At 65.6% G+C, this 17,656-nt stretch carries 21 protein-coding genes and 1 pseudogene; 8 read left to right on the forward strand and 14 right to left on the reverse strand.

Annotated features, from left to right (window positions below; genetic code table 11):
• The first annotated feature begins 120 nt into the window (after nucleotides 1-120).
• Nucleotides 121-762, forward strand: a complete 642-nt coding sequence (locus tag ACIBX3_RS49400; RefSeq protein WP_397127671.1) for a ferritin-like fold-containing protein — start codon at nucleotides 121-123, stop codon at nucleotides 760-762.
• A 414-nt stretch (nucleotides 763-1,176) separates the two neighbouring features.
• Here ACIBX3_RS49400 and ACIBX3_RS49405 read toward each other — a convergent pair whose 3' ends face one another.
• From ACIBX3_RS49405 to ligD (ACIBX3_RS49425), 5 genes are all read right to left on the reverse strand, one after another.
• Nucleotides 1,177-1,407 (reverse strand): DUF3107 domain-containing protein, encoded by a 231-nt coding sequence (locus ACIBX3_RS49405; protein ID WP_397127672.1) that lies wholly within the window; start codon nucleotides 1,405-1,407, stop codon nucleotides 1,177-1,179.
• A gap of 87 nt (nucleotides 1,408-1,494) precedes the next feature.
• Nucleotides 1,495-2,115 (reverse strand): TetR/AcrR family transcriptional regulator, encoded by a 621-nt coding sequence (locus tag ACIBX3_RS49410; RefSeq protein ID WP_397127673.1) that lies wholly within the window; start codon nucleotides 2,113-2,115, stop codon nucleotides 1,495-1,497.
• Nucleotides 2,116-2,270: 155 nt separating this feature from the next.
• A complete protein-coding gene (locus tag ACIBX3_RS49415; RefSeq protein WP_397127674.1) occupies nucleotides 2,271-2,477 on the reverse strand; it encodes a hypothetical protein in 207 nt (68 codons plus the stop codon).
• Nucleotides 2,478-2,523: 46 nt separating this feature from the next.
• Nucleotides 2,524-3,396, reverse strand: coding sequence for a non-homologous end-joining DNA ligase (ligD, locus tag ACIBX3_RS49420; protein ID WP_397127675.1), 873 nt, complete (start codon nucleotides 3,394-3,396; stop codon nucleotides 2,524-2,526).
• Nucleotides 3,393-4,274 (reverse strand): non-homologous end-joining DNA ligase, encoded by an 882-nt coding sequence (gene ligD / locus ACIBX3_RS49425; RefSeq protein WP_397127676.1) that lies wholly within the window; start codon nucleotides 4,272-4,274, stop codon nucleotides 3,393-3,395. Before ligD (ACIBX3_RS49425) ends, ligD (ACIBX3_RS49420) begins: the two co-directional genes overlap by 4 nt.
• An 80-nt stretch (nucleotides 4,275-4,354) precedes the next feature.
• On the opposite strand from ligD (ACIBX3_RS49425), the gene ACIBX3_RS49430 reads away from it, so the two are divergent.
• Nucleotides 4,355-5,230, forward strand: a complete 876-nt coding sequence (locus ACIBX3_RS49430) for a Ku protein (protein ID WP_397127677.1) — start codon at nucleotides 4,355-4,357, stop codon at nucleotides 5,228-5,230.
• A 382-nt stretch (nucleotides 5,231-5,612) separates the two neighbouring features.
• Here the strand turns inward: ACIBX3_RS49430 and ACIBX3_RS49435 are convergent, their stop codons facing one another.
• The 6 genes from ACIBX3_RS49435 to ACIBX3_RS49460 all read right to left on the reverse strand — a co-directional run bounded on the left by ACIBX3_RS49435 (nucleotide 5,613) and on the right by ACIBX3_RS49460 (nucleotide 9,957).
• Nucleotides 5,613-6,209, reverse strand: a complete 597-nt coding sequence (locus ACIBX3_RS49435) for a hypothetical protein (protein WP_397127678.1) — start codon at nucleotides 6,207-6,209, stop codon at nucleotides 5,613-5,615.
• 358 nt (nucleotides 6,210-6,567) lie between these two features.
• Nucleotides 6,568-6,888, reverse strand: coding sequence for a hypothetical protein (locus tag ACIBX3_RS49440; protein WP_397127679.1), 321 nt, complete (start codon nucleotides 6,886-6,888; stop codon nucleotides 6,568-6,570).
• A gap of 452 nt (nucleotides 6,889-7,340) precedes the next feature.
• Entirely contained in the window at nucleotides 7,341-7,796 is a 456-nt protein-coding gene (locus tag ACIBX3_RS49445; protein ID WP_397127680.1) for a hypothetical protein, read from the reverse strand.
• A gap of 464 nt (nucleotides 7,797-8,260) precedes the next feature.
• A complete protein-coding gene (locus ACIBX3_RS49450) occupies nucleotides 8,261-8,425 on the reverse strand; it encodes a hypothetical protein (RefSeq protein WP_397127681.1) in 165 nt (54 codons plus the stop codon).
• A gap of 205 nt (nucleotides 8,426-8,630) precedes the next feature.
• The gene (locus ACIBX3_RS49455) at nucleotides 8,631-9,023 is read right to left on the reverse strand and encodes a hypothetical protein (RefSeq protein ID WP_397127682.1); all 393 of its coding nucleotides are present in this window, start codon (nucleotides 9,021-9,023) and stop codon (nucleotides 8,631-8,633) included.
• A 142-nt stretch (nucleotides 9,024-9,165) separates the two neighbouring features.
• Nucleotides 9,166-9,957 (reverse strand): intradiol ring-cleavage dioxygenase, encoded by a 792-nt coding sequence (locus ACIBX3_RS49460; RefSeq protein WP_397127683.1) that lies wholly within the window; start codon nucleotides 9,955-9,957, stop codon nucleotides 9,166-9,168.
• Between the two features lie 176 nt (nucleotides 9,958-10,133).
• Here ACIBX3_RS49460 and ACIBX3_RS49465 point away from each other — a divergent pair, with 176 nt between their 5' ends.
• Complete coding sequence (locus ACIBX3_RS49465; RefSeq protein ID WP_397127747.1) at nucleotides 10,134-10,352, forward strand: hypothetical protein; 219 nt, start codon at nucleotides 10,134-10,136, stop codon at nucleotides 10,350-10,352.
• A gap of 245 nt (nucleotides 10,353-10,597) precedes the next feature.
• On the opposite strand, the gene ACIBX3_RS49470 is transcribed toward ACIBX3_RS49465, so the two are convergent.
• Nucleotides 10,598-11,065 (reverse strand): NUDIX domain-containing protein, encoded by a 468-nt coding sequence (locus tag ACIBX3_RS49470; protein WP_397127748.1) that lies wholly within the window; start codon nucleotides 11,063-11,065, stop codon nucleotides 10,598-10,600.
• Between the two features lie 153 nt (nucleotides 11,066-11,218).
• On the opposite strand from ACIBX3_RS49470, the pseudogene ACIBX3_RS49475 reads away from it, so the two are divergent.
• From ACIBX3_RS49475 to ACIBX3_RS49490, 4 genes and pseudogenes are all read left to right on the forward strand, one after another.
• Nucleotides 11,219-11,332 (forward strand): annotated as a pseudogene (locus ACIBX3_RS49475) (LuxR C-terminal-related transcriptional regulator); the annotation flags it as partial.
• A 126-nt stretch (nucleotides 11,333-11,458) separates the two neighbouring features.
• The gene (locus tag ACIBX3_RS49480; protein WP_397127749.1) at nucleotides 11,459-12,889 is read left to right on the forward strand and encodes a serine hydrolase domain-containing protein; all 1,431 of its coding nucleotides are present in this window, start codon (nucleotides 11,459-11,461) and stop codon (nucleotides 12,887-12,889) included.
• 225 nt (nucleotides 12,890-13,114) lie between these two features.
• Entirely contained in the window at nucleotides 13,115-13,687 is a 573-nt protein-coding gene (locus ACIBX3_RS49485; protein ID WP_397127684.1) for a hypothetical protein, read from the forward strand.
• A gap of 605 nt (nucleotides 13,688-14,292) precedes the next feature.
• Nucleotides 14,293-15,132, forward strand: a complete 840-nt coding sequence (locus ACIBX3_RS49490) for a virginiamycin B lyase (protein ID WP_397127685.1) — start codon at nucleotides 14,293-14,295, stop codon at nucleotides 15,130-15,132.
• Between the two features lie 96 nt (nucleotides 15,133-15,228).
• Here the strand turns inward: ACIBX3_RS49490 and ACIBX3_RS49495 are convergent, their stop codons facing one another.
• Nucleotides 15,229-16,284, reverse strand: coding sequence for a hypothetical protein (locus ACIBX3_RS49495; protein WP_397127686.1), 1,056 nt, complete (start codon nucleotides 16,282-16,284; stop codon nucleotides 15,229-15,231).
• 4 nt (nucleotides 16,285-16,288) lie between these two features.
• A complete protein-coding gene (locus ACIBX3_RS49500; RefSeq protein WP_397127687.1) occupies nucleotides 16,289-16,765 on the reverse strand; it encodes a hypothetical protein in 477 nt (158 codons plus the stop codon).
• A 439-nt stretch (nucleotides 16,766-17,204) separates the two neighbouring features.
• Here ACIBX3_RS49500 and ACIBX3_RS49505 point away from each other — a divergent pair, with 439 nt between their 5' ends.
• Nucleotides 17,205-17,462 carry a hypothetical protein gene (locus ACIBX3_RS49505; RefSeq protein WP_397127688.1) on the forward strand — a complete coding sequence of 86 codons (258 nt, stop codon included), beginning with the start codon at nucleotides 17,205-17,207 and terminating at the stop codon, nucleotides 17,460-17,462.
• Nucleotides 17,463-17,656: the final 194 nt, after the last annotated feature.

Raw genomic sequence — 17,656 nt, forward strand, 5'->3', positions numbered from 1 at the left:
GGGAGAAACCCCCGAATTTACACAGTGCGGTCGCACCTTCACAGAGCAGTGTACTCGATAGCACAACGCTGGCCGAGCTTACGTATGTTCCCGAAGAATCCGCGAAGTACGCTGCCAGTCATGAAGGAGTCTCCAGGAGTCGTCGACCTGCTCGGTGTGCTGGCGTACGCGGAGCTCAGCGCCTACGCCAGGATGACCGAGGACGCCACCACGCTGGCGCCCTCGCTGGCCGATCGTGCGGCACTGAGCGAGCTGGCCGTCACCGAGTACGACCATTTCCGTCTGCTGCGCGACCGGCTGTCCGAACTCGGCGCCGATCCCGCTGAGGCGATGACGCCGTTCGTGGCGGCCCTGGACGCCTGGCACGCCCAGACCCGGCCGGCCGACTGGCTGCAGGCGCTGGTCAAGACGTACGTGGGGGACGGCATCGCGCTCGACTTCTATCGCGAGGCGGCCAGGCACCTCGATCCCTCGATCGCCAAGCTGGTGGACGAGGTGCTGGTGGACGAGGGGCGGTCGCAGTTCGCGGTCGAGCGGGTCAGGGCCGGGATCCAGGCCGATCCGACGGCGGGGGCGCGGCTGGCGCTGTGGGCGCGGCGGCTCGTGGGCGAGGCGCTCAGCCAGGCCCAGCAGGTGGCGACGGCGCGGCCGGAGCTGGCGTTGCTGGTGCTGGCAGCGGAGGGCGGCCAGGCTGACATTTCCCGACTTTTCGCGAGATTGACGGAGGAACACGGCAAGCGCATGGCCGCGATGGGCATCTGAGCGCTCATCAGCGTGTTGAGCGGCGCGCGGGCTTTCGGCCGGGCTCCGCTCGGAGGCCTGGAATGGATGTCCTCGCTTCGCTGCGGATCCATCCCAGGGGTTGTACCGTGCCAGGCATGAGGGCCTCGCGCCGCTACGGCAGTTCCTTGACAAGATGTGGTCCGAACCGCTGGCTTTCCCGCGCCGTGCTGCGGAGGGGGAGCGCGGACTGTCCCGCCACCGAGCAGAGGCGGGACGACGTACATCGCCGCCGTCCCCCTCGGGGTTGTCTCATCGGGAAGCCGCGCGGCCGCATCCTCCACAAGGGCTGAGAGCAGTTTCAACAGGAGCCGGGCCGGAACCGGACGCCCCGTCGGGGCGTGCACGCCCGCGAAGGGGTACGGCACCCGCTGCCGTACCCCCCGTCCTGAGCCGTTAGAGCGTGCCGCCGAAGCCGACCGGCCTGGACTCGTCCTCGCCGATCTCGACGAACCCGAGCGCGGCCACCGGCACGACGACGCGCCTGCCCTTCGTGTCGGTGATGGCGAAGACGCCACGATCAACGGACAGCGCGTTCCTGATCTCCTCTTCGATCTGCTCGGCGGTGAGATCGGTCTCGACAATGAGTTCGCGGTGTATCGAACGTACGCCGATCTTGATTTCCATCGTGGCTCCCTAGTCGACGGGGCTGCTCACCACCATCGTGGCCGCTCGCCCCGTGGAAAACGTGAATGATCGCGCCGAGCGAACGGGTTATGCCGTACGCGGAAATCCGCTGATGCCGCGCCAGGCGAGCCTGGCCATGAGTTGCTCGGCCGCGTCCTTCGGGATGGAGCCGTGCGTGGTGACCCAGTAGCGGGCGCTCACCTCGGCCATGCCGACCAGGCCGACCCCGAGCAGGTGCGCCTCGTCGCTGGTGCATCCGGTGTCCTGCTGGATGATGGCGCTGACCATCTCGGCGCACTCCTGCAGCGACCGCTCCACCCGCTGCCGCACCGGCGCGACGTTGCGAAGGTCGGACTCGAAGACCAGGCGGAAGGCCTCGCCCTGGGTGGAGACGAAGTCGAAGAACGCCTGGAACGTGGCCTGCACACGCAGCTTGTTTTCGTGGGTGGAGGCCAGCGCGTCCCTGACGCGGTTGACCATGTCGTCGACGTGCAGGTCGAGCAGCGCCAAGTAGAGTTCGAGCTTGCCGGGAAAGTGCTGGTAGAGCACGGGTTTGCTGACCCCGGCCCGGTCGGCGATCTCGTCCATGGCGGCCGCGTGATAGCCGTTCTCCACGAACACTTCCTGCGCGGCGCTCAACAGCTGCCGGCGGCGGGCGAGTCGGGGCAGCCGGGTGCCCCGGGGCTTGGCGTCCGGGGTTGCGGTCACGCGGGTCTCCATTGGTCTCTCAGCGGGTCGTGCGGACATCCTACGTGCGCGAGGCTCAGCCGCAGTGGCAGTCGTCAGCATGGGGCATTTGCCCGCTGTGCGGCGGCCGCACGCGGACACCCGTCACACCAATAGCAGGCCGCACCGACAGTTCGTCACCGGTATTCGTCGTCGTCGAGATCCACCACGCGGTCCTGCTCGGCCGCGTCGCCGGGGTCGACGTCGATCGGCAGCTCACGGCGCAGCGTGCCGACGTTCTGGCGCATCTCGCGTTGCTGCTCGACGGCGTCGGCCTCGGGTGTCTCGATCGACACCTCCGTCTCTTCCTCGTCGTAGGGGCCCTCGTCCCCGCGAATGTCCATCTCCGACATCTTTCTGGTCCCCCCTCTTGGTACGGACGCAACAAGCCTACGCCCGGCCGAAAAGGTCGCCACGTTTCTCCACCCTGGCGAGTACGTCCGGTGCCGTGAACACCAGATCCTCCGGCCGTTCGCAATCCTCGACCTCCTTCCAGGTCAGCGGCGTCGAGACGGTCGGCTGCTCCCTGGCCCGCAGTGAGTACGCCGCCACGGTGGTCTTGGCCGGGTTGTTCTGGCTCCAGTCGATGAAGACCTTGCCCGGCCTGGCCTTCCTGGCCATGACGCTGACGACCTGCCTGGGCCGCTCCTTCTCGAGGAACTGGGCCAGCCTCTTGGCGTACGCGGAGGGCTCCTCACGGCAGTCCCAGTCCGCGTACAGCTGCATGCCCTTGTTCCCGCTGGTCTTCGGCCTGGCCGTGAGCCCTTCGGCCTTGAGCACGTCGCGCAGCATGAGCGCCACCTCGCAGCACTCGACGATCGTCGCCGGCGCCCCCGGGTCCAGGTCGAACACGAGCAGGTCGGGCGGCAGCGCCTCGCCGTCCGCGCCGACGCGCCACTGGGGTACGTGGAGCTCCAGGGCGGCGAGGTTCGCGTAGTAGACGAGCGTCGGCAGGTCCTCGATCACGGCGAAGTCGATGCTCTCGCGGTTCTTGGTGCTGCCGGGGACGGGCAGGTTGACGCGCCTGACCCAGCCCGGGGTGTGGTCGGGGGCGTTCTTCTCGAAGAAGAACTGGCCGGTGACGCCGTTCGGGTACCGCTTGACGGTCAGGGGCCGTCCTTCGAGGTGCGGCAGCAGGACAGGGGCGACGCGGCTGTAGTAGTCGATGACCTCGGCCTTGGTGAAGCCGTAGTCCGGATAGAGCACCTTGTCCAGGTTGCTCAGCGTCAGCTCGCGCCCGTCGACCTTGACCGGGACCTTCATCGGGTCACCTCCGCGGGGATCTTGTCGGGGCGCAACCCGCGCCAGACGGGGTGCCGCAGCCGCTGCTCGTCGGTCCACATCGTGTAGGCCACCTCCCCGACCAGATCTGGCCTAACCCACCGATTGCGCCACGGGACGTCGTTGCAGAACGGGCTGCGCGGAATCTCCAGAGGCTGCAGCACCTGGTAGAGGTCGTCGAGCACGGCGTCGGTGAAGCCGGTGCCGACGTGGCCCACGTACGTCAGCCCCGTGTCCGTGAACACCCCCATGATCAGCGACCCGATCCCGCCGGCCCGGCGCCCCTTGCCCGGCTTCCAGCCGCCGATCACGATCTCCCTGGTGCTCAGATTCTTCACCTTGATCCACCACGGCGAGCGTGTGCCCGGCCGGTAGGGCGAGTCGAGCCGCTTGGCGATCACCCCCTCCAGCCCCTGCTCGTACGTGGCGGTGAGCAGGGTGGAGTCGCCGGGAAAGTAGGGCGGGGCGCCGATGTCCAGCTCGTCGAGCAGCGCGCGCCGATCCCGGTAGGGCAGGTCGAACAGCGGGATCCCGTCGAGGTGGAGCAGGTCGAACGGCATGTACGTGACCGGGTACAACTCCAGCATCACCGGCTCGGGGTCGGTCAGGTGCATGCGGTGCTGCAGCCGTACGAAGCTGGGCCGCCCGCGCCGGTCGAGCGCCACGATCTCGCCGTCGATGATCGCGTTCTTGATCCCGAACCCCGATATCTCCGGGTACCGCCGCGTGTACTCCACCCCGTGCCGCCCGGTCAGCCTCAGCCCGCCGTCGAGGTGCACGATGGCGCGGATGCCGTCCCACTTCACCTCCAGTCCATACCGCTCGGGATCGGAGGGTAGTTCCCCAGGTACGGCCAGCATTGGTTCGATCGGGTATGGCATTGGTTGCCCCATGCCGGGTATGTGCCCATTGGCGAGCCGTTGAGAGCGGAGGAGCGACCATGCGCAGCATCTGGAAAGGTGCGATCTCCTTTGGCCTGGTCACGATCCCGGTCAAGCTCTACTCCGCCACCGAGCAGAAGGACGTGTCGTTCCACCAGGTGCACCGCGGGGACGGCGGCCGGATCCGCTACAAGCGCGTGTGCACGCTCGACGGCGAGGAGATCCCCTACTCCGACATCGCCAAGGGCTACGAACTGGCCACGGGCGAGATGGTCGTGCTCACCGACGAGGACTTCGAGGACCTGCCGCTGAGCACGTCCCGCAGGATCGACGTCCTCCAGTTCACCCCCGCCGAGCAGATCGACCCCATTTACTTCGCCAAGTCGTACTACCTGGAGCCCGACGCGCAAGGAGCCAAGTCGTACGTGCTGCTGCGCAACGCCCTGGAGTCCTCGGGCCAGGTGGCGGTGGTCAAGGTGGCCCTGCGCCAGCGCGAGTCACTGGCCACGTTGCGGGTCCGCGACGGGGTCTTCGTCCTGGAGACGATGTTGTGGCCGGACGAGATCCGGACGCCCGACTTCGAGTTCCTGGAGGAGGACATCGAGGTACGGGCCCAGGAGCTGAAGATGGCCGAGTCCCTGATCACCACGATGGAGGCGGACTTCGACCCGAGCGAGTACCACGACACGTACCGCGAGGCGCTGCAGTCGGTGATCGAGGCGAAGGTGGCGGGCAAGGAGGTCATCACGCCGCCGATGGAGGAGGAGGCGGGCCCGGCCGTGGATCTCATGGCGGCGCTGCGAGCCAGCGTCGAGGCGGCGAAACGCGAACGCGAAGGCACGCCGGCCAAGCCCAGGAAGGCGGCGTCCGGCAAGTCCAAGGAGAAGGAAGAAGAGAAGGCCCCCGCCAAGCGCAAGGCCCGCAAATCCGCTTAACCGGGCTGGCCTCCTCCGACCACAGCCCCCGGTCGTGAGCCGGATTGCGCTCGGCCAATTCGTCCGCAGGCGTCGCGTGGCTTGACCATCCCCACCTGACAGCGACCATTTCTCCATAGGGCCTGGCGACCATTGCGTCACCGGCCTGCCTCGGCAAAGCGAAGACTGTGTGGATACGCCCTCGGCAAGAGACCGCCGAGGGCGCACGGCATGTGGCTCCGGTAGAGCCGGGTGCCTGTGTTCCATGTCCGGTTCATCGCCTTGCCGGAGCGGATGATGTCGCTGTGGACTCGGGCGCCCGGCCGTGGTTCGCACGGATCGGGATGCGCGGCACGACCCCGTCTTTCGACCGTTCAGCACGCTACTGCAGGACGTAGCAGGGTCACTCCTCTCCGCTGCCGGCGTCTCCGCTCTCGGCTTCTGCGGCCTCGTCTTCTTGGCTGGCTGCGGACCCGGCGATCGCACAGTTATTGGACGGTTCGTGCTCCACTTCCTGGATCACGAAATCGGCCTGGACCTGGGGCTGGACCTGGGGCTGGACCTCGTTCGGGGCCACGTTCGCGAACTGGCCCGCGACCTCGTCCGCGACCTGGAACGGGATCCGGGACGAGAGCTGAGACGAGGAACGGTCCTGGCACTGATCCTGGTCCTGGTCCTGGTCCTGCTTCTCGAACTGCCGCTGACTCTGGTCGTTGTTGTTGTAGATCCTTATGCGGATCTTGTTCTTGTGGCGGTTGTAGTTGTCCCCGCCGTGGCCCATGATGGCGGTGACCGTGGCGGCCGTGGTGGCGTCGGCGGTGGTGGTCAGCGTGCCCATGCCGACGATGGCGCCGCTCATGGCAGTGCCGAGCGCGAGGCCCGCGGTGACACTCTTGAACTTGGGCATGGAATTTCCCCCGAGGATTCGGTTGCTCCAGTTCTCGATATTTTCCGGACTGGTTGGAAAACATCGCAGATGATGGCTAAATGCACCATCCATGCGACTCGTTACCGGAGCGAGTGTCACGCAAACAGGCTTTGGTGGTAATTTGCTCTACTCTAACGCTTTTATCGCCGCTTATCAGAGGTTTATAATTGAAATGGGCGACTTTGCTGAATTTGTTCCCCGGTGTGCGGCGAAGACCGCGTGGGCACGCCCTCGGCAAGAGGCTGCCGAGATCACAGCATGTGGCTCCGGTGAAGCCGGGTGCCTGTGTTCCATGTCCGGTTAGTCGCCTTGCCGGAGCGGATGATGTCGCTGTGGACACAGGCGCCCGGCCGCGGTTCGCACCGATCGGGATGCGGCGGCACGGCCCGCCTTTCGACCGTTCAGCACGCTGCTGTAGAACGCGGCAGGATCACTCCTCCTCCTCGTCTTCGGTCTTCTCTTCGTCCTCGGTCCCGGTTTCCGCACAGATGTTGGACCGTTCGTGCTCCAGTTCCTGGGTCGCGAACGGCGGGACCTGGTTCTGGCTCTGGAACGAGGAACGGCTCTGGAATTGGCACTCGTGCTGATCCTGGTCCTGCTGTTCGAGCTGCCGCTGACTCTGCACCGTGGCAGCCGTGGTGGCGTTGGCGTTGGCGGTAGAGGTGGTGGCCAGCGTGCCCATGCCGACGATGGCGCCGCTCATGGCGGTGCCGAGCGCGAGGCCCGTAGTGACACTCTTGAACGTGGGCATTGAAATTCCCCCAAAGGTTGGGTTGGTCCAGTTCTCGATATTTTCCGGACTGGTTGGAAGACGTCGCAGATGATGGCTAAATGCGCCATCTATGCGACTCGTTACCGGAGCGAGTGTCACATAAACAGGCTTTGGTGGCAATTTGTTCTACTCTAACGCTTTTGCCGCCGCTTTTCAGGAGTTTGCCATTGAAATTGGGTGACTTAGTCTGATTTGTTCCCCGGCCTACAGTGAAGCCCGCGTGGATACGCCCTCGGCAAGAGACCGCCGAGGGCGCATAGTATGTAGCTTCGGTGAAGCCGGGTGCCTGTGTTCCATGTCCGGTTCATCGCCTTGCCGGAGCGGGTGATGCCGCTGTGGACGCGGACGCCCGACACGGTTCGCACCGATGGTATGCGGCGGTACGGCCCGCCTTTCGGCCGTTCAGGACGCTGCTGTAGGGCGTAGCGGGATCACTCCTCTTCTCCGCTGGCCTTACCCCTTCTTAGGGTCTGCTCACAGATCTGCAGGGCGTTGTTGATTTGCGTGATGCCCTCCTGGTTCTGGTCCACCACCTGGTCCTGCGGGACCTGGTTCGGGACCACGTTCGCGAACTGGCCCGGGACCAGGTTCGCGACCTCGTCCACAACCTGGTTCGGAACCTCGAACTGGTCCTGGCACTGGTCCTGGTCCTGGTCTTGGTCCTGCTTCGCGTGCTGCCGCTGACTCTGCTGGTTGTTGTTGTAGATCCTGATGCGGATCTTGTTCTTGTGGCGGTTGTAGTTGTCCCCGCCGTGGCCCATGACAGCGGTGACTGTGGCGGCCGTGGTGGCGTCGGCGGTGGTGGTCAGCGTGCCCATGCCGACGATGGCGCCGCTCATGGCGGTGCCGAGCGCGAGGCCCGCGGTGACACTCTTGAACGTGGGCATTGAAATTCCCCCGAGGATTCGGTTGCTCCAGTTCTCGATATTTTCCGGACTGGTTGGAAAACATCGCAGATGATGGCTAAGGCGCCATCCATGCGACTCGTTACCGGAGCGAGTGTCAGGTAAACAGGCTTTGTGGTAATTTGCTCTACTCTAGCGCTTTTATAGCCGCTTCTCAGAGGTTTATAATTGAAATGGACAGCTTCGTCCGTTTTGTTCCCCGACGTGCGGGCGAAGCGAGGGCTCTCGAGAGCAATCTCATGTTCCCGCTGCCTTGCAAGATCGAGAGCACATATGAGTTGACAGATGCTATGGAGAAACGTACTTATGCGCATCTCCCGAGGCTGGGCGCCAACGAAGCGAAGTACCTGTGTTCCCACGTCGGCTCGTACCCGGCAATCAGTAGCCGTCAAGCTGCCGGGCTCAGGGCTCGTCCGGGCCGGGCGGCCGACGATGTACGCGTCCGGTCAGCGGATCACGCGGCAGACAAGGGAGCCGGCAGTGCCGAGCAGGGCGGCCATGGCGACGTCCGCCGCGAGGTGCTCGCGGGCCAGGTACGCGATCCACGAGTGCGAGCTGACCTTGGCGTGGCGGTGGTCGCCGGTCGAGACCGGGCCGAACGTGACGTCCACGACCGTCGCCTGGGTATCAGGGTGGTGGTGAGGAGGTGTGCAGCTCATCGCCAGGAGGGCGGGGGCGACAAAGCATGAAACTCCACGAAGGTTGGGGAGAGGCGCCCTCTTGGAGCATCTATGGGGAAGTCTGCTCAGCAATAGATAAATGCCAGGCGGTGCGGCGCCTGGCATTGGTAGTGAGTGTCGGATGCGAGTCAGTCGTTCACGGTGCCATTCCCGTCATATCGCCCCTGGTGTCGGCCGGGACCTCGTTCGGAGCGACGTCCGGGGCGACGTCAGGGGCGACGTCCGGGAGTGTGGCCGGCTCCGGGTCCGGGTCCGGCTCCGGGTCCGGGTCGGGCTCCGGTAGTGGGTCGGGCTCCGGGTCCGAGCCGGGCTCCGGGTCCGGAAACGGGTCCGTGTCGTCGTCACTGTCCCAGGCATCCCATTGGCGCAGCGCCCAGTGGAGGACGTACCAGGGGTGCCAGATGTCGTCGTTGGAGACTGCCACGTCCTTGTGCTGGACAGTGGTCGTCTCCGCGAGCGCAGGAGCGGCGAACAGCGTCGTGGCCCCGATGGCGGCAGCGGCGAGTATTGGCCTGAATTGACGCACCATACTTCCTCTCTGTAATGATAATGCTTCTTTTCGTAGCAATTTAGGTCGGTGCGATCCAGTTCCTCGCCGGTGAGCGGTCATTCGCCGGTTCGGTACACAACGTCAGGCGGCAGCCGCGCGTTCGAGGCCCGGCGCGCCCGTTTCAGGTCGTACGGCGGGCCGAGCCGTCGTCCCTGTCGGAGTCGACGGACAGGACGATGGCCCCCCAGTAGCCGTCGCCGTCTTCGACGAGTGTCAGCAGCAGCCCGGCATCGAAATACGGATCATGGGTGTTGTACGTGTCCCGCCCCCTGTGCTGGGCGTACGGCGGCTGGGACAGAACCTTCCAGTTGAGCTCCTCCTCGAACAGGAGCTGCGTGGTCAGCACGCGCGAGCCGCCGAGGTGCACCATGGCATGGATGTGCACCGTGCGCCCCGGATACCATCCCGGCCATATCGTCGTGAACTCCACAACGCCGTCGCCGTCCGTTACCTGCGCGCCGCGCAGGTAACGCTTGCCGTCGGTGGGCGTCATGTCGGGCCAGGGCCTGTCGTGGGTGATCTCGCGCGTCTCGACGTGCTGGATCATGGATTCCCGCTCGCCTCCCGAGTAAAGCCCGGAGGCGTCGCACTGCCAGATGTCCACCACCGCGCCTGGCAGCGGCCGGCACGTAGCGCTGTCTTGCACCTTGATGGCCAGGCGCAGGAGTACACCCGGCTTGTTGTCGCGGATGTCGCTGCGGATCTGGTCTGCGTCGAAGTAGAAGGGTCCTTTGGTCGCGGCAGGCGTGAGCGTGCAGGTGCGGGCCTCGGCGAACAGGTCCTCAAGGTCCGTGACCGCCGTGGCGCCGGCGCTGCGGGCGGCCAGGAGACCGCCGAGGCCGAGCGAGCTGATGCCGATGTTGGTGATCAACCGCCGGCGGCTGACCCGCTGCCCGTCATGATCGTGTCTCACTGAGATCGTTCTCCGGCAGGTCAGGAGGAGCCCCCCGACGTCTCCTCCACTGCAGTCGAAGCTCTCATGAGATGTAGGGATTTCGCTGGAGGCACGGCGCCTATCAGCTGAAAAGAAGATCGAAAGCCTTGTCGGTGATATGGGGCCTCTCTGGTGTCAGAGGCGGGCTGTAGACCATAGAGTGGGTCCGTGGAGAGGAGACGGCTGGCCAGCGTCTTAGTCTCGCGCTGGAGATGTTTGAGTTCGGCGAGCGCATGCAACGTGCTCGCCTGCGTCGGATTCGTCCCACGGCCACCGACAAGGAAATCGACGACGCTATCCAGCGGTGGCTGCTTGACCGTCCCGGCGCTTCTCTAGGCGATGCTCCCGGCCGACAGTCGCGCAGGTTCTCATGAATCGCCTTGAATCCGTGCTGCGTCAGGCAGCAGGAGATCTGAGTCGGCATGGTCACCTGTGGGCGCTTGCAGGGGGGCTCGCGATCTCTGCGCGGGCCACGCCGCGATTTACTCGCGATATTGATATGCCGTTGCGGTTGCGAATGACGTCGGAGCAGAAGAGCTGGTACGTCGCCTGCTGGGGGAGGGTTACACCTTCTTCGCCTCAGCCGAGCACGACAACGGGCGGTTGGCCACGGTTCGACTCAAATGCACTGTTGACGCCGTGGACGTCCTGGTCGATGTTCTCTTCGCCAGTTCGGGGATCGAGCCGGAGATAGCAGAGGCTGCTGAGTTCCTGGAGGTCGTGCCGGATTTGATCCTTCCCGGTGGGGCCCGGGAGTGTGGCTGTCGGCGGAGGCCCTGCAGTCGATGATCCACCAGGGGACAGGGCAGACGGGGTGCGGGTAGCCGGCCGGGGCGAGCATCGACGACGGCCCAGGGATGATCAACGTGCGGCAGCCGAGTTCTTCCACGGTCTCCCGCAGCGCCGTCTCAGCCAGCGATTCCCCGTCCTCCCAGTGCCCACCCGCCGGGAGGAACCCACCGAGTCGGACGTGATATGCCACACCGGTGACCCAATCACCGGTGTCCTCGCTGCGGCGGAACACCAGGTTCGTCGCCGTCATGTCGTACTTCACAGGCGCATCCACCAGCGAATCCTCCCCATCCATACCACCCGGGGCGAAGGACAGTCTTCCTCCCGGTTCTGCGCCGACGAGCCCGGCCACAACCCGGAGACCTGGCCCTCCATCGTCATGGCTGCCCCGTAGTCGGCCGGGACAACAGTTCGCGGCTGTTTCGCCGACGACCTGGGAGAGCGCAGAGTGGCCCGTCTGGCCGCCGAAGGCTTGTTCAACCGCCAGATCGCCGGGAAACCGTTCCTGGCGCCCCGGACCGTCGGATCGCATCTGTACCACGCATTCCCCAAGCTCAGCGTCACCATTCGAGGAGATCTGAGCAGCGCACTGGCGTCACCTCAGGCTCATAGCCCGCCTCGACGGCGGTCGTCTCGTCGCGCAGGAAATTCCGTGGAATCGGGCAGTCCACCTTGTTACGGTGCCCGCATGCGTTCTCAGCCGGCCTTGCTACCGCGCTCGACACCGGCGGCTTCGGGGGTCTCGTCCCGTTCGATCGCCGCGTTGCTGGACCGGCTCGAAGCACAATCCATCGAGCTCCACTCCATCATGGTCGTACGCCACGGTCACGTCGTGGCCGAAGGCTGGTGGGCGCCGTACTCGGCCGGGCGCCCGCATCTGCTCTATTCGCTGACCAAGTCGTTCACCTCGGTCGCGGTGGGGCTCGCGATCGCCGACGGGCGGCTCTCGCTGGACGACCGGGTGGTGGACGTGTTACCCGACCACGTTCCGGCCGACATCTCCGAGCAGGGACGCCGCATCACCGTGCACCACCTGCTGTCCATGACGGCCGGGCACAGCACGGACAGCCTCGCCGAGGCCTGGCAGCTGGAACCGGACGACCTGGTGAAGGGCTTCCTGCGCGTACCGTTCTCCGAGCCTGCGGGAACCCGGCACACCTACGACAATGCGACCACTTTCGTCCTGGCCCGGATGGTGGAACGGGTCACCGGCCGCAGCCTGCCGGAGCTGCTCGACGACCGCCTGTTCCAGCCGATGGGCGTCGACCACGCCGAATGGGATCGGGTGGCGAGCGGTGCCGCCTTCGGATTCCACGGGCTGCACCTCACGACCGAGGCCGTCGCCGCCTTCGGAGAGTTGCTGCTGCGCGGAGGCGTCTGGGGCGACCGCCGGCTCGTCCCGCGCGAATGGGTGGAGCTCGCGACCAGACGGCACATCGAGACCCGGCAACTCGAGGACGAATCGCCTAACCCCGACTTTCTGTGCGGGTACGGCTACCAGTTCTGGATGTCGCGTCACGGTTACCACGGCAACGGCGCTTTCGGCCAGCAATGCGTGGTCGTCCCGTCCCACGATCTCGTGGTCGTCGTGACCGCCGCCGTCGAGCAGACACACGAACTGCCCAGCGTCATCTGGGACTGCCTGCTGCCCGGCCTGGATGACGCGGGAAGCGCCCGGGACGACGAGATCCTCGCCGATCGGCTGCGGCGGCTGTCACTCGCGCCGATACCGGGTTCGGCTGCCCCTTCCCGTTCTGGTGCGGCGAGGATCGACGCCTCCGCCGAGGATTCGGCTCTGCCCGACGGAACCACAGTGGCCGTCGAGCCGGTGGACGGCGGATGGCACCTGCAACTCGGGTCGTCCCTCAAGGTCGCCGTCGGCCACGGCGAATGGCGGGAAAGCTCGCCGCTCGGCCGCCCGGTCGTCGCCGCCGGCGCCTGGCAGGGCGACACGTTCGTCGCCGACCTCTACGTCATCACCACCCCGCACCGGGTCCGGCTGGTGCTCGACGCCGACGCGGGGACAGCGGTGGCGACGTGGAGCACCGTGCCCCTGACTGGCCCCAGACTGGAGTTGCATCTGCGGTCGCCGCTGATGACCCGGCCCGACGTCGCCTAAGTGATGGTGACCGGGGGCATCAGCGGCCAACGTTCGCGGCCGAGATGCGGCGCCGCACCCGCCTCCACCAATTGGTCATGGCTATCGCCTGGTCTTGGCCATCGGCTTCTCCTTGTGCATATGAGGCGTTATCGGACCGTTCCGGGCTTTCCTTGACGTGGAGTTTGCCACCCACCGGCGAAATACCGACTGGGCCGGCCTCTAGAGGGATCTAGGCTGCCAGCGGTGTCTCGGAATGAGGGGATGGGCGTGCGTACGGCCTTCACGCTGCTGGGTTCGATCGTCCTGGCTCTCAGGATCGTCGTCCCTCCGACGGCGTGGGCCGCTGATTTCGGGACCGCGGTGCACGCGACGACGGCCCTGCGCCAATTCCCTTTGGAGATCATCACGCCCAACTCGGCCAATCTCGGCAGTGCTGACCCAGGCGGCTCGATCAACGCCCAACTCGGCACAGTGACCGTGATAGACGCCCGGACGATCAGGCCGACGTGGGTCGCGACCGTGTCGGCCACGAACTTCACCACGGGCGGCGGGTCCCCAGCCGAGACCATCGCGAGAAGCAACATCTCCTACTGGTCAGGCCCCATCACCAGCCAGGCGGGCGGTGGCAGCCGAGCTCCGGGACAACTCACCGCCGCGGACCGAGTGCCCCTGTCGGGATCGGTGACCGCGTTCAGCGGCCGTAGGGCAGTGATCGGCTCCCAGACCACCAGCTGGCGACCGACATTCGTCATCACCATCCCGGCCTCCACCGCTCAGGGCACCTACAGCGGGACCATCGTGCATTCGGTCACCTGAAACATCGGGGCCCTCGCGAAGCCGATACGAGCCTCGCCTCACCGCGCCCGGTTCGCCTCTGCCCGGCCGCGAAATTGGCGGACTCATGACCAGCCACGAACATAGACGCTCCACCATGATCGTCGGCATTGCGAGATATTCGACCCATGGCCGGGCCGGAGAAATCATTCCGCCCCGAGCCGGGCTTTCAGCGTGTTCGTGGCGGTAACGGGGCCATCGGTGATCCGTGAATCAGCCAGCCGATACAGCGGCCCGATATCCGCGCACTCACGTCCGTCAGCCCGCCCGCATTCTCTTATTCGTCCTGGAAGGATTCCATGCGTCACAGCTCACGGCTTCTCGGCGTTGTGCCTGCGGTCATGGCCTTGGTCCTGACGGCAGGCGTACCCACGTCAGCCTCCGCGGCCCCGAAACCGCCCCCGGGCCACCTGCGCCCATGGGTGAAGATGTGCCTCATACTCAAGCGGATGCCGGGCCACCGCGACCTCCGCTGTCGCGACCCGCACGCGGACCGGCGCGAGCGTACGGCGGCCCTGCGGACAGCGCAGGCCCGGCAGACACCGAGCTTCGCCGAAGTGCCCATCCCCACCAATCCGGCATCACCCGTGGGCATCACCAGCGGGCCGGACGGCGCCCTGTGGTTCGCCGAGAACTACGCCAACAAGATCGGGCGCATGACCACGAACGGTGTCTTCACCGAGTACACGCTGCCCACCTCAGGATCCGAACCGGGGCACATCACCACCGGTCCGGATGGCGCGCTGTGGTTCACCGAATCGGCCGGCAACAAGATCGGGCGGATCACCACTTCCGGCACCATCACCGAATACACCCTGCCCACCGCCGACGCCTTCCCGTGGGGCATCACCGCGGGGCCGGACGGCGCCCTGTGGTTCGTCGAGTCGGACGCCAACAAGATCGGGCGGATCACCACATCCGGCACCATCACCGAATACACCCTGCCCACCGCCGGTGCGTATCCGTTGTCCATCACCACCGGGCCGGACGGCGCCCTGTGGTTCACCCAACCGCTGGCGGACGACCGCATCGGACGGATCACCACGTCCGGAGTGATCACGGAATTCCCGACTGCCTCCTCGGACGCGCTGCCTATCTGGATCATTACGGGCCCGGATGACAATCTGTGGTACACCGACGCAGCCGGAAGGGTCGGGACGACCACGACCTCGGGCTCCTTCACCGAATACCCGGTGACCGATCCCAACGGCTTCCCCTGGGGCATGACCCTCGGACCGGACGGCACGGACATCTGGTTCGTCGAGCAGGAGGCAGGAAACGTCGCCAGTATCACCACATCGGGAACGATCAATGAGTATGCGCTCCCGACCAACATCCCGGGGCCCATCCAGATCACCGTCGGATCCGACGACAATCTCTGGCTGACCGAGAACTATGTCGATCAGCTCGCCCGAGTTATTCCTTGACGTATCCGGCCGGCAGCCGCGTTCCGCATGGATATGGGGCGCGGCTGCCGGCCTTTTGCGGCTTCGTACAGCGATGTCAGGGCGGCTGATGTCCGGTCACGGGGTAGCTGAAGCCTTGCGAGCGTGGAGCCGGCGGCGGCGTACCTGACGCATGACGACGACGAGCAGGATCACACCGGTCCCGACGGCGATCGCCGATGCGGTGATGAATATCAGCGACACGGGAGAGTCCAGCAGCGCCGGCAAGCCCCAGCTCGCGCTTTTCGCAGGGAAGGTGAGCGTGCCCGTGACGGTGCGCAGGATCAGGCCGCTCTGCAACGTGAGCTCGACCTGCCAAGGGCCGTCGGGCAGCCGGGCATCGAGCACGACCATGACGGGCGCGCTGCCGTTGATGGCGACCGTCGTCCCCGTCTGCGCGGGGAACGGTCCGGCGTTGAGGCCACCGGGCCCTTCGGACAGCCGCAGCTTTCCGCTCAGGTCGAGAGCGCGTTCGCCGGTGTTGCGAACCGATGCCTTGACCACGGGCTTGCCGTCATCGGTACGGCCGGGCGTCAACTGTTCGATGACGAAGTCGGACGGGGGATCGCCACCCGGACCGATGTCGAGATACACCCTGACCCCGATCCGGTGGACCAGCCGGACGGGCTCTCCGGCACCGGGCGTCCCGGAGGACACCTCGGCCCAGATGGCACCGTACCGTTCTCCCTTGGTGGCGGATTCGGGGACGCGGATCGTCGCCTTGAACGGCACGCTGCTGTTCGGCGGCACGACGATCGACGGACGGTCGACGGAAATCCACGAGCTCAGCTCATTGGCATGCGGATTCACCGAGGGCACGAATGTGCCGTCGCGGATCTCCGCCGCACCGGTGGAGATCCTGACGTGCTGCGGCTCACGTGAGGTGTTCCTGATTTCGAGTCTTCGCGAAAAACGGGTGCCGGGACTGACATGGTCGACGATGTAGATATGGGCGCGCGGATCGGCTTTCCGGCCCAATGTTGCTTCGAGCAGCCTGATGCCGATGCCGCCGCGCTCCCTGCCCGCGCGCGAACCATCCGAGTCGCCGTCGGCGAACACGGGAGCGCCTGCAACGCCGTTGAGCGTGAGAGCGAGCACGCCGATCGTCATGAACAGCCGTGACCGCAGCGACATACGGCTACGTCACCGTGTGAGTGACGGTGCCGGTGTATTGGCCGCCGATGTCTTCCAGGCCTGTATCCACAGTGAGGAGCGGATTCCAGGTCGCGCTGTTGTTGCCGGTGCCCCCGGTGTGCGTGAAGGCGGTGCGCGCGGCGCTCAACGATGCTCCGGTCACGGGGGGCGGCGGGGCGCAACCCGTCTGGCCCGGCGTGAAGGTTCCGTTTCCGGTGGTGGCGGTGGCGTCGCCCGAGCAGTAGTACACGTCGGCGACGGGAACGGTCTCGAAAGCCTCGAATGGTGCTGTGCCGGTGGTGAAGTCGGTACCGGTGACAGTCACCGTCCAGGAGGCGTCAGCTGCCGCGCGTGCGTCAGTGACGGTAACCGCCCCGAGGTTTCCGTAGGCGTATCCATCTGGTGTCGCATCGGTCGTAAGGTCCGGACTCGAACTGTTAGGAGGGCCGGGCACGGTGATTTCCAGGACGCTCGTGGTCACGTCAAACGTTACCGAAGTGACGCAGGGAGCGTCTTCGCCGCAGGTGGCTGCGTGGGCCGGCCGCACGGAAATCACCCCGGCCCCCAACACGATTGCTCCTACCAGGCCGGCACGCAAATGTCGTGTCTTCATATCCTGAAATTCCAATGCTGTATGGCGAACGACATATCGCCCCGCCTCGCGTCGATCACTAACCCTAAGACGTTAACATGACATGCGGTCCGGCATGCGACCATATGGCGTCAATCATTGGTCAAGAAGAGCCAAACCCCATGAAGGCCTCATATGCGGCTAAGTCACAGCAATATGAGGAGCTTGCGCGCTTCTCGGGCAATGCTGCATGTCAGCCGCATGCCATGGCAGAGAGGATGGGCTGGGCGGGGTCCCCAGTGGCAAAGCCCTTGGCGAACTCGGTCGTGAGAAGTCCACGGACGCCGAGTTGCTGGTGCTCAGGCACGAGAATGCGGTGTTGTGGCACAGGTTGCGCGGGTTGCGTTACGAGCCGGGTGGATCGGCTATGGCTGGCGGCGCTGTCGCGATCGATCCACGCCGCCACTGGGCGGAGTGGTCCAACCTCGTCGAGAAGACGCTGAACGAGCTCGTCCAGCTGAGGGAAATGCACTGCCGTGCCCAGTTGATCAGCAGCTTCATCGCCAAGACGAGCTCGACACCAATCCGCCATAATTCCAGCCTTTGAAGCCCTCTGCTGGAGTGATATGAATCTGTGTGTCTAGATGTGGAGGAGCTTGGGCTGTCAAATCGGGAAAGATGGATACTAAGGGGATATCTTTTGTGTCGCCATTCCGCTTGTTTTGCCATCATTACACGTTTGTCCATGCGTTCACGTTTATTGGGCCGGGTATCTTCGCAGCGCATCGCACGGCAACGCGG

Origin of the sequence: Nonomuraea sp. NPDC049480, assembly GCF_044465905.1 — a bacterium.
Lineage (GTDB): Bacteria > Actinomycetota > Actinomycetes > Streptosporangiales > Streptosporangiaceae > Nonomuraea.

What these genes read in the sequence shown, in the direction of transcription:
- ACIBX3_RS49405 (WP_397127672.1), bottom strand. Translation starts at nt 1,407, where the DNA reads ATGGAAATCAAGATCGGCGTACGTTCGATACACCGCGAACTCATTGTC.
- ACIBX3_RS49440 (WP_397127679.1), bottom strand. Translation starts at nt 6,888, where the DNA reads ATGCCCACGTTCAAGAGTGTCACTACGGGCCTCGCGCTCGGCACCGCC.
- ACIBX3_RS49445 (WP_397127680.1), bottom strand. Translation starts at nt 7,796, where the DNA reads ATGCCCACGTTCAAGAGTGTCACCGCGGGCCTCGCGCTCGGCACCGCC.
- ACIBX3_RS49435 (WP_397127678.1), bottom strand. Translation starts at nt 6,209, where the DNA reads ATGGATGGTGCATTTAGCCATCATCTGCGATGTTTTCCAACCAGTCCG.
- ligD (WP_397127676.1), bottom strand. Translation starts at nt 4,274, where the DNA reads ATGCTGGCCGTACCTGGGGAACTACCCTCCGATCCCGAGCGGTATGGA.
- ACIBX3_RS49415 (WP_397127674.1), bottom strand. Translation starts at nt 2,477, where the DNA reads ATGGACATTCGCGGGGACGAGGGCCCCTACGACGAGGAAGAGACGGAG.
- ACIBX3_RS49455 (WP_397127682.1), bottom strand. Translation starts at nt 9,023, where the DNA reads ATGGTGCGTCAATTCAGGCCAATACTCGCCGCTGCCGCCATCGGGGCC.
- ligD (WP_397127675.1), bottom strand. Translation starts at nt 3,396, where the DNA reads ATGAAGGTCCCGGTCAAGGTCGACGGGCGCGAGCTGACGCTGAGCAAC.
- ACIBX3_RS49430 (WP_397127677.1), top strand. Translation starts at nt 4,355, where the DNA reads ATGCGCAGCATCTGGAAAGGTGCGATCTCCTTTGGCCTGGTCACGATC.
- ACIBX3_RS49480 (WP_397127749.1), top strand. Translation starts at nt 11,459, where the DNA reads ATGCGTTCTCAGCCGGCCTTGCTACCGCGCTCGACACCGGCGGCTTCG.
- ACIBX3_RS49470 (WP_397127748.1), bottom strand. Translation starts at nt 11,065, where the DNA reads ATGGATGGGGAGGATTCGCTGGTGGATGCGCCTGTGAAGTACGACATG.
- ACIBX3_RS49495 (WP_397127686.1), bottom strand. Translation starts at nt 16,284, where the DNA reads ATGTCGCTGCGGTCACGGCTGTTCATGACGATCGGCGTGCTCGCTCTC.
- ACIBX3_RS49400 (WP_397127671.1), top strand. Translation starts at nt 121, where the DNA reads ATGAAGGAGTCTCCAGGAGTCGTCGACCTGCTCGGTGTGCTGGCGTAC.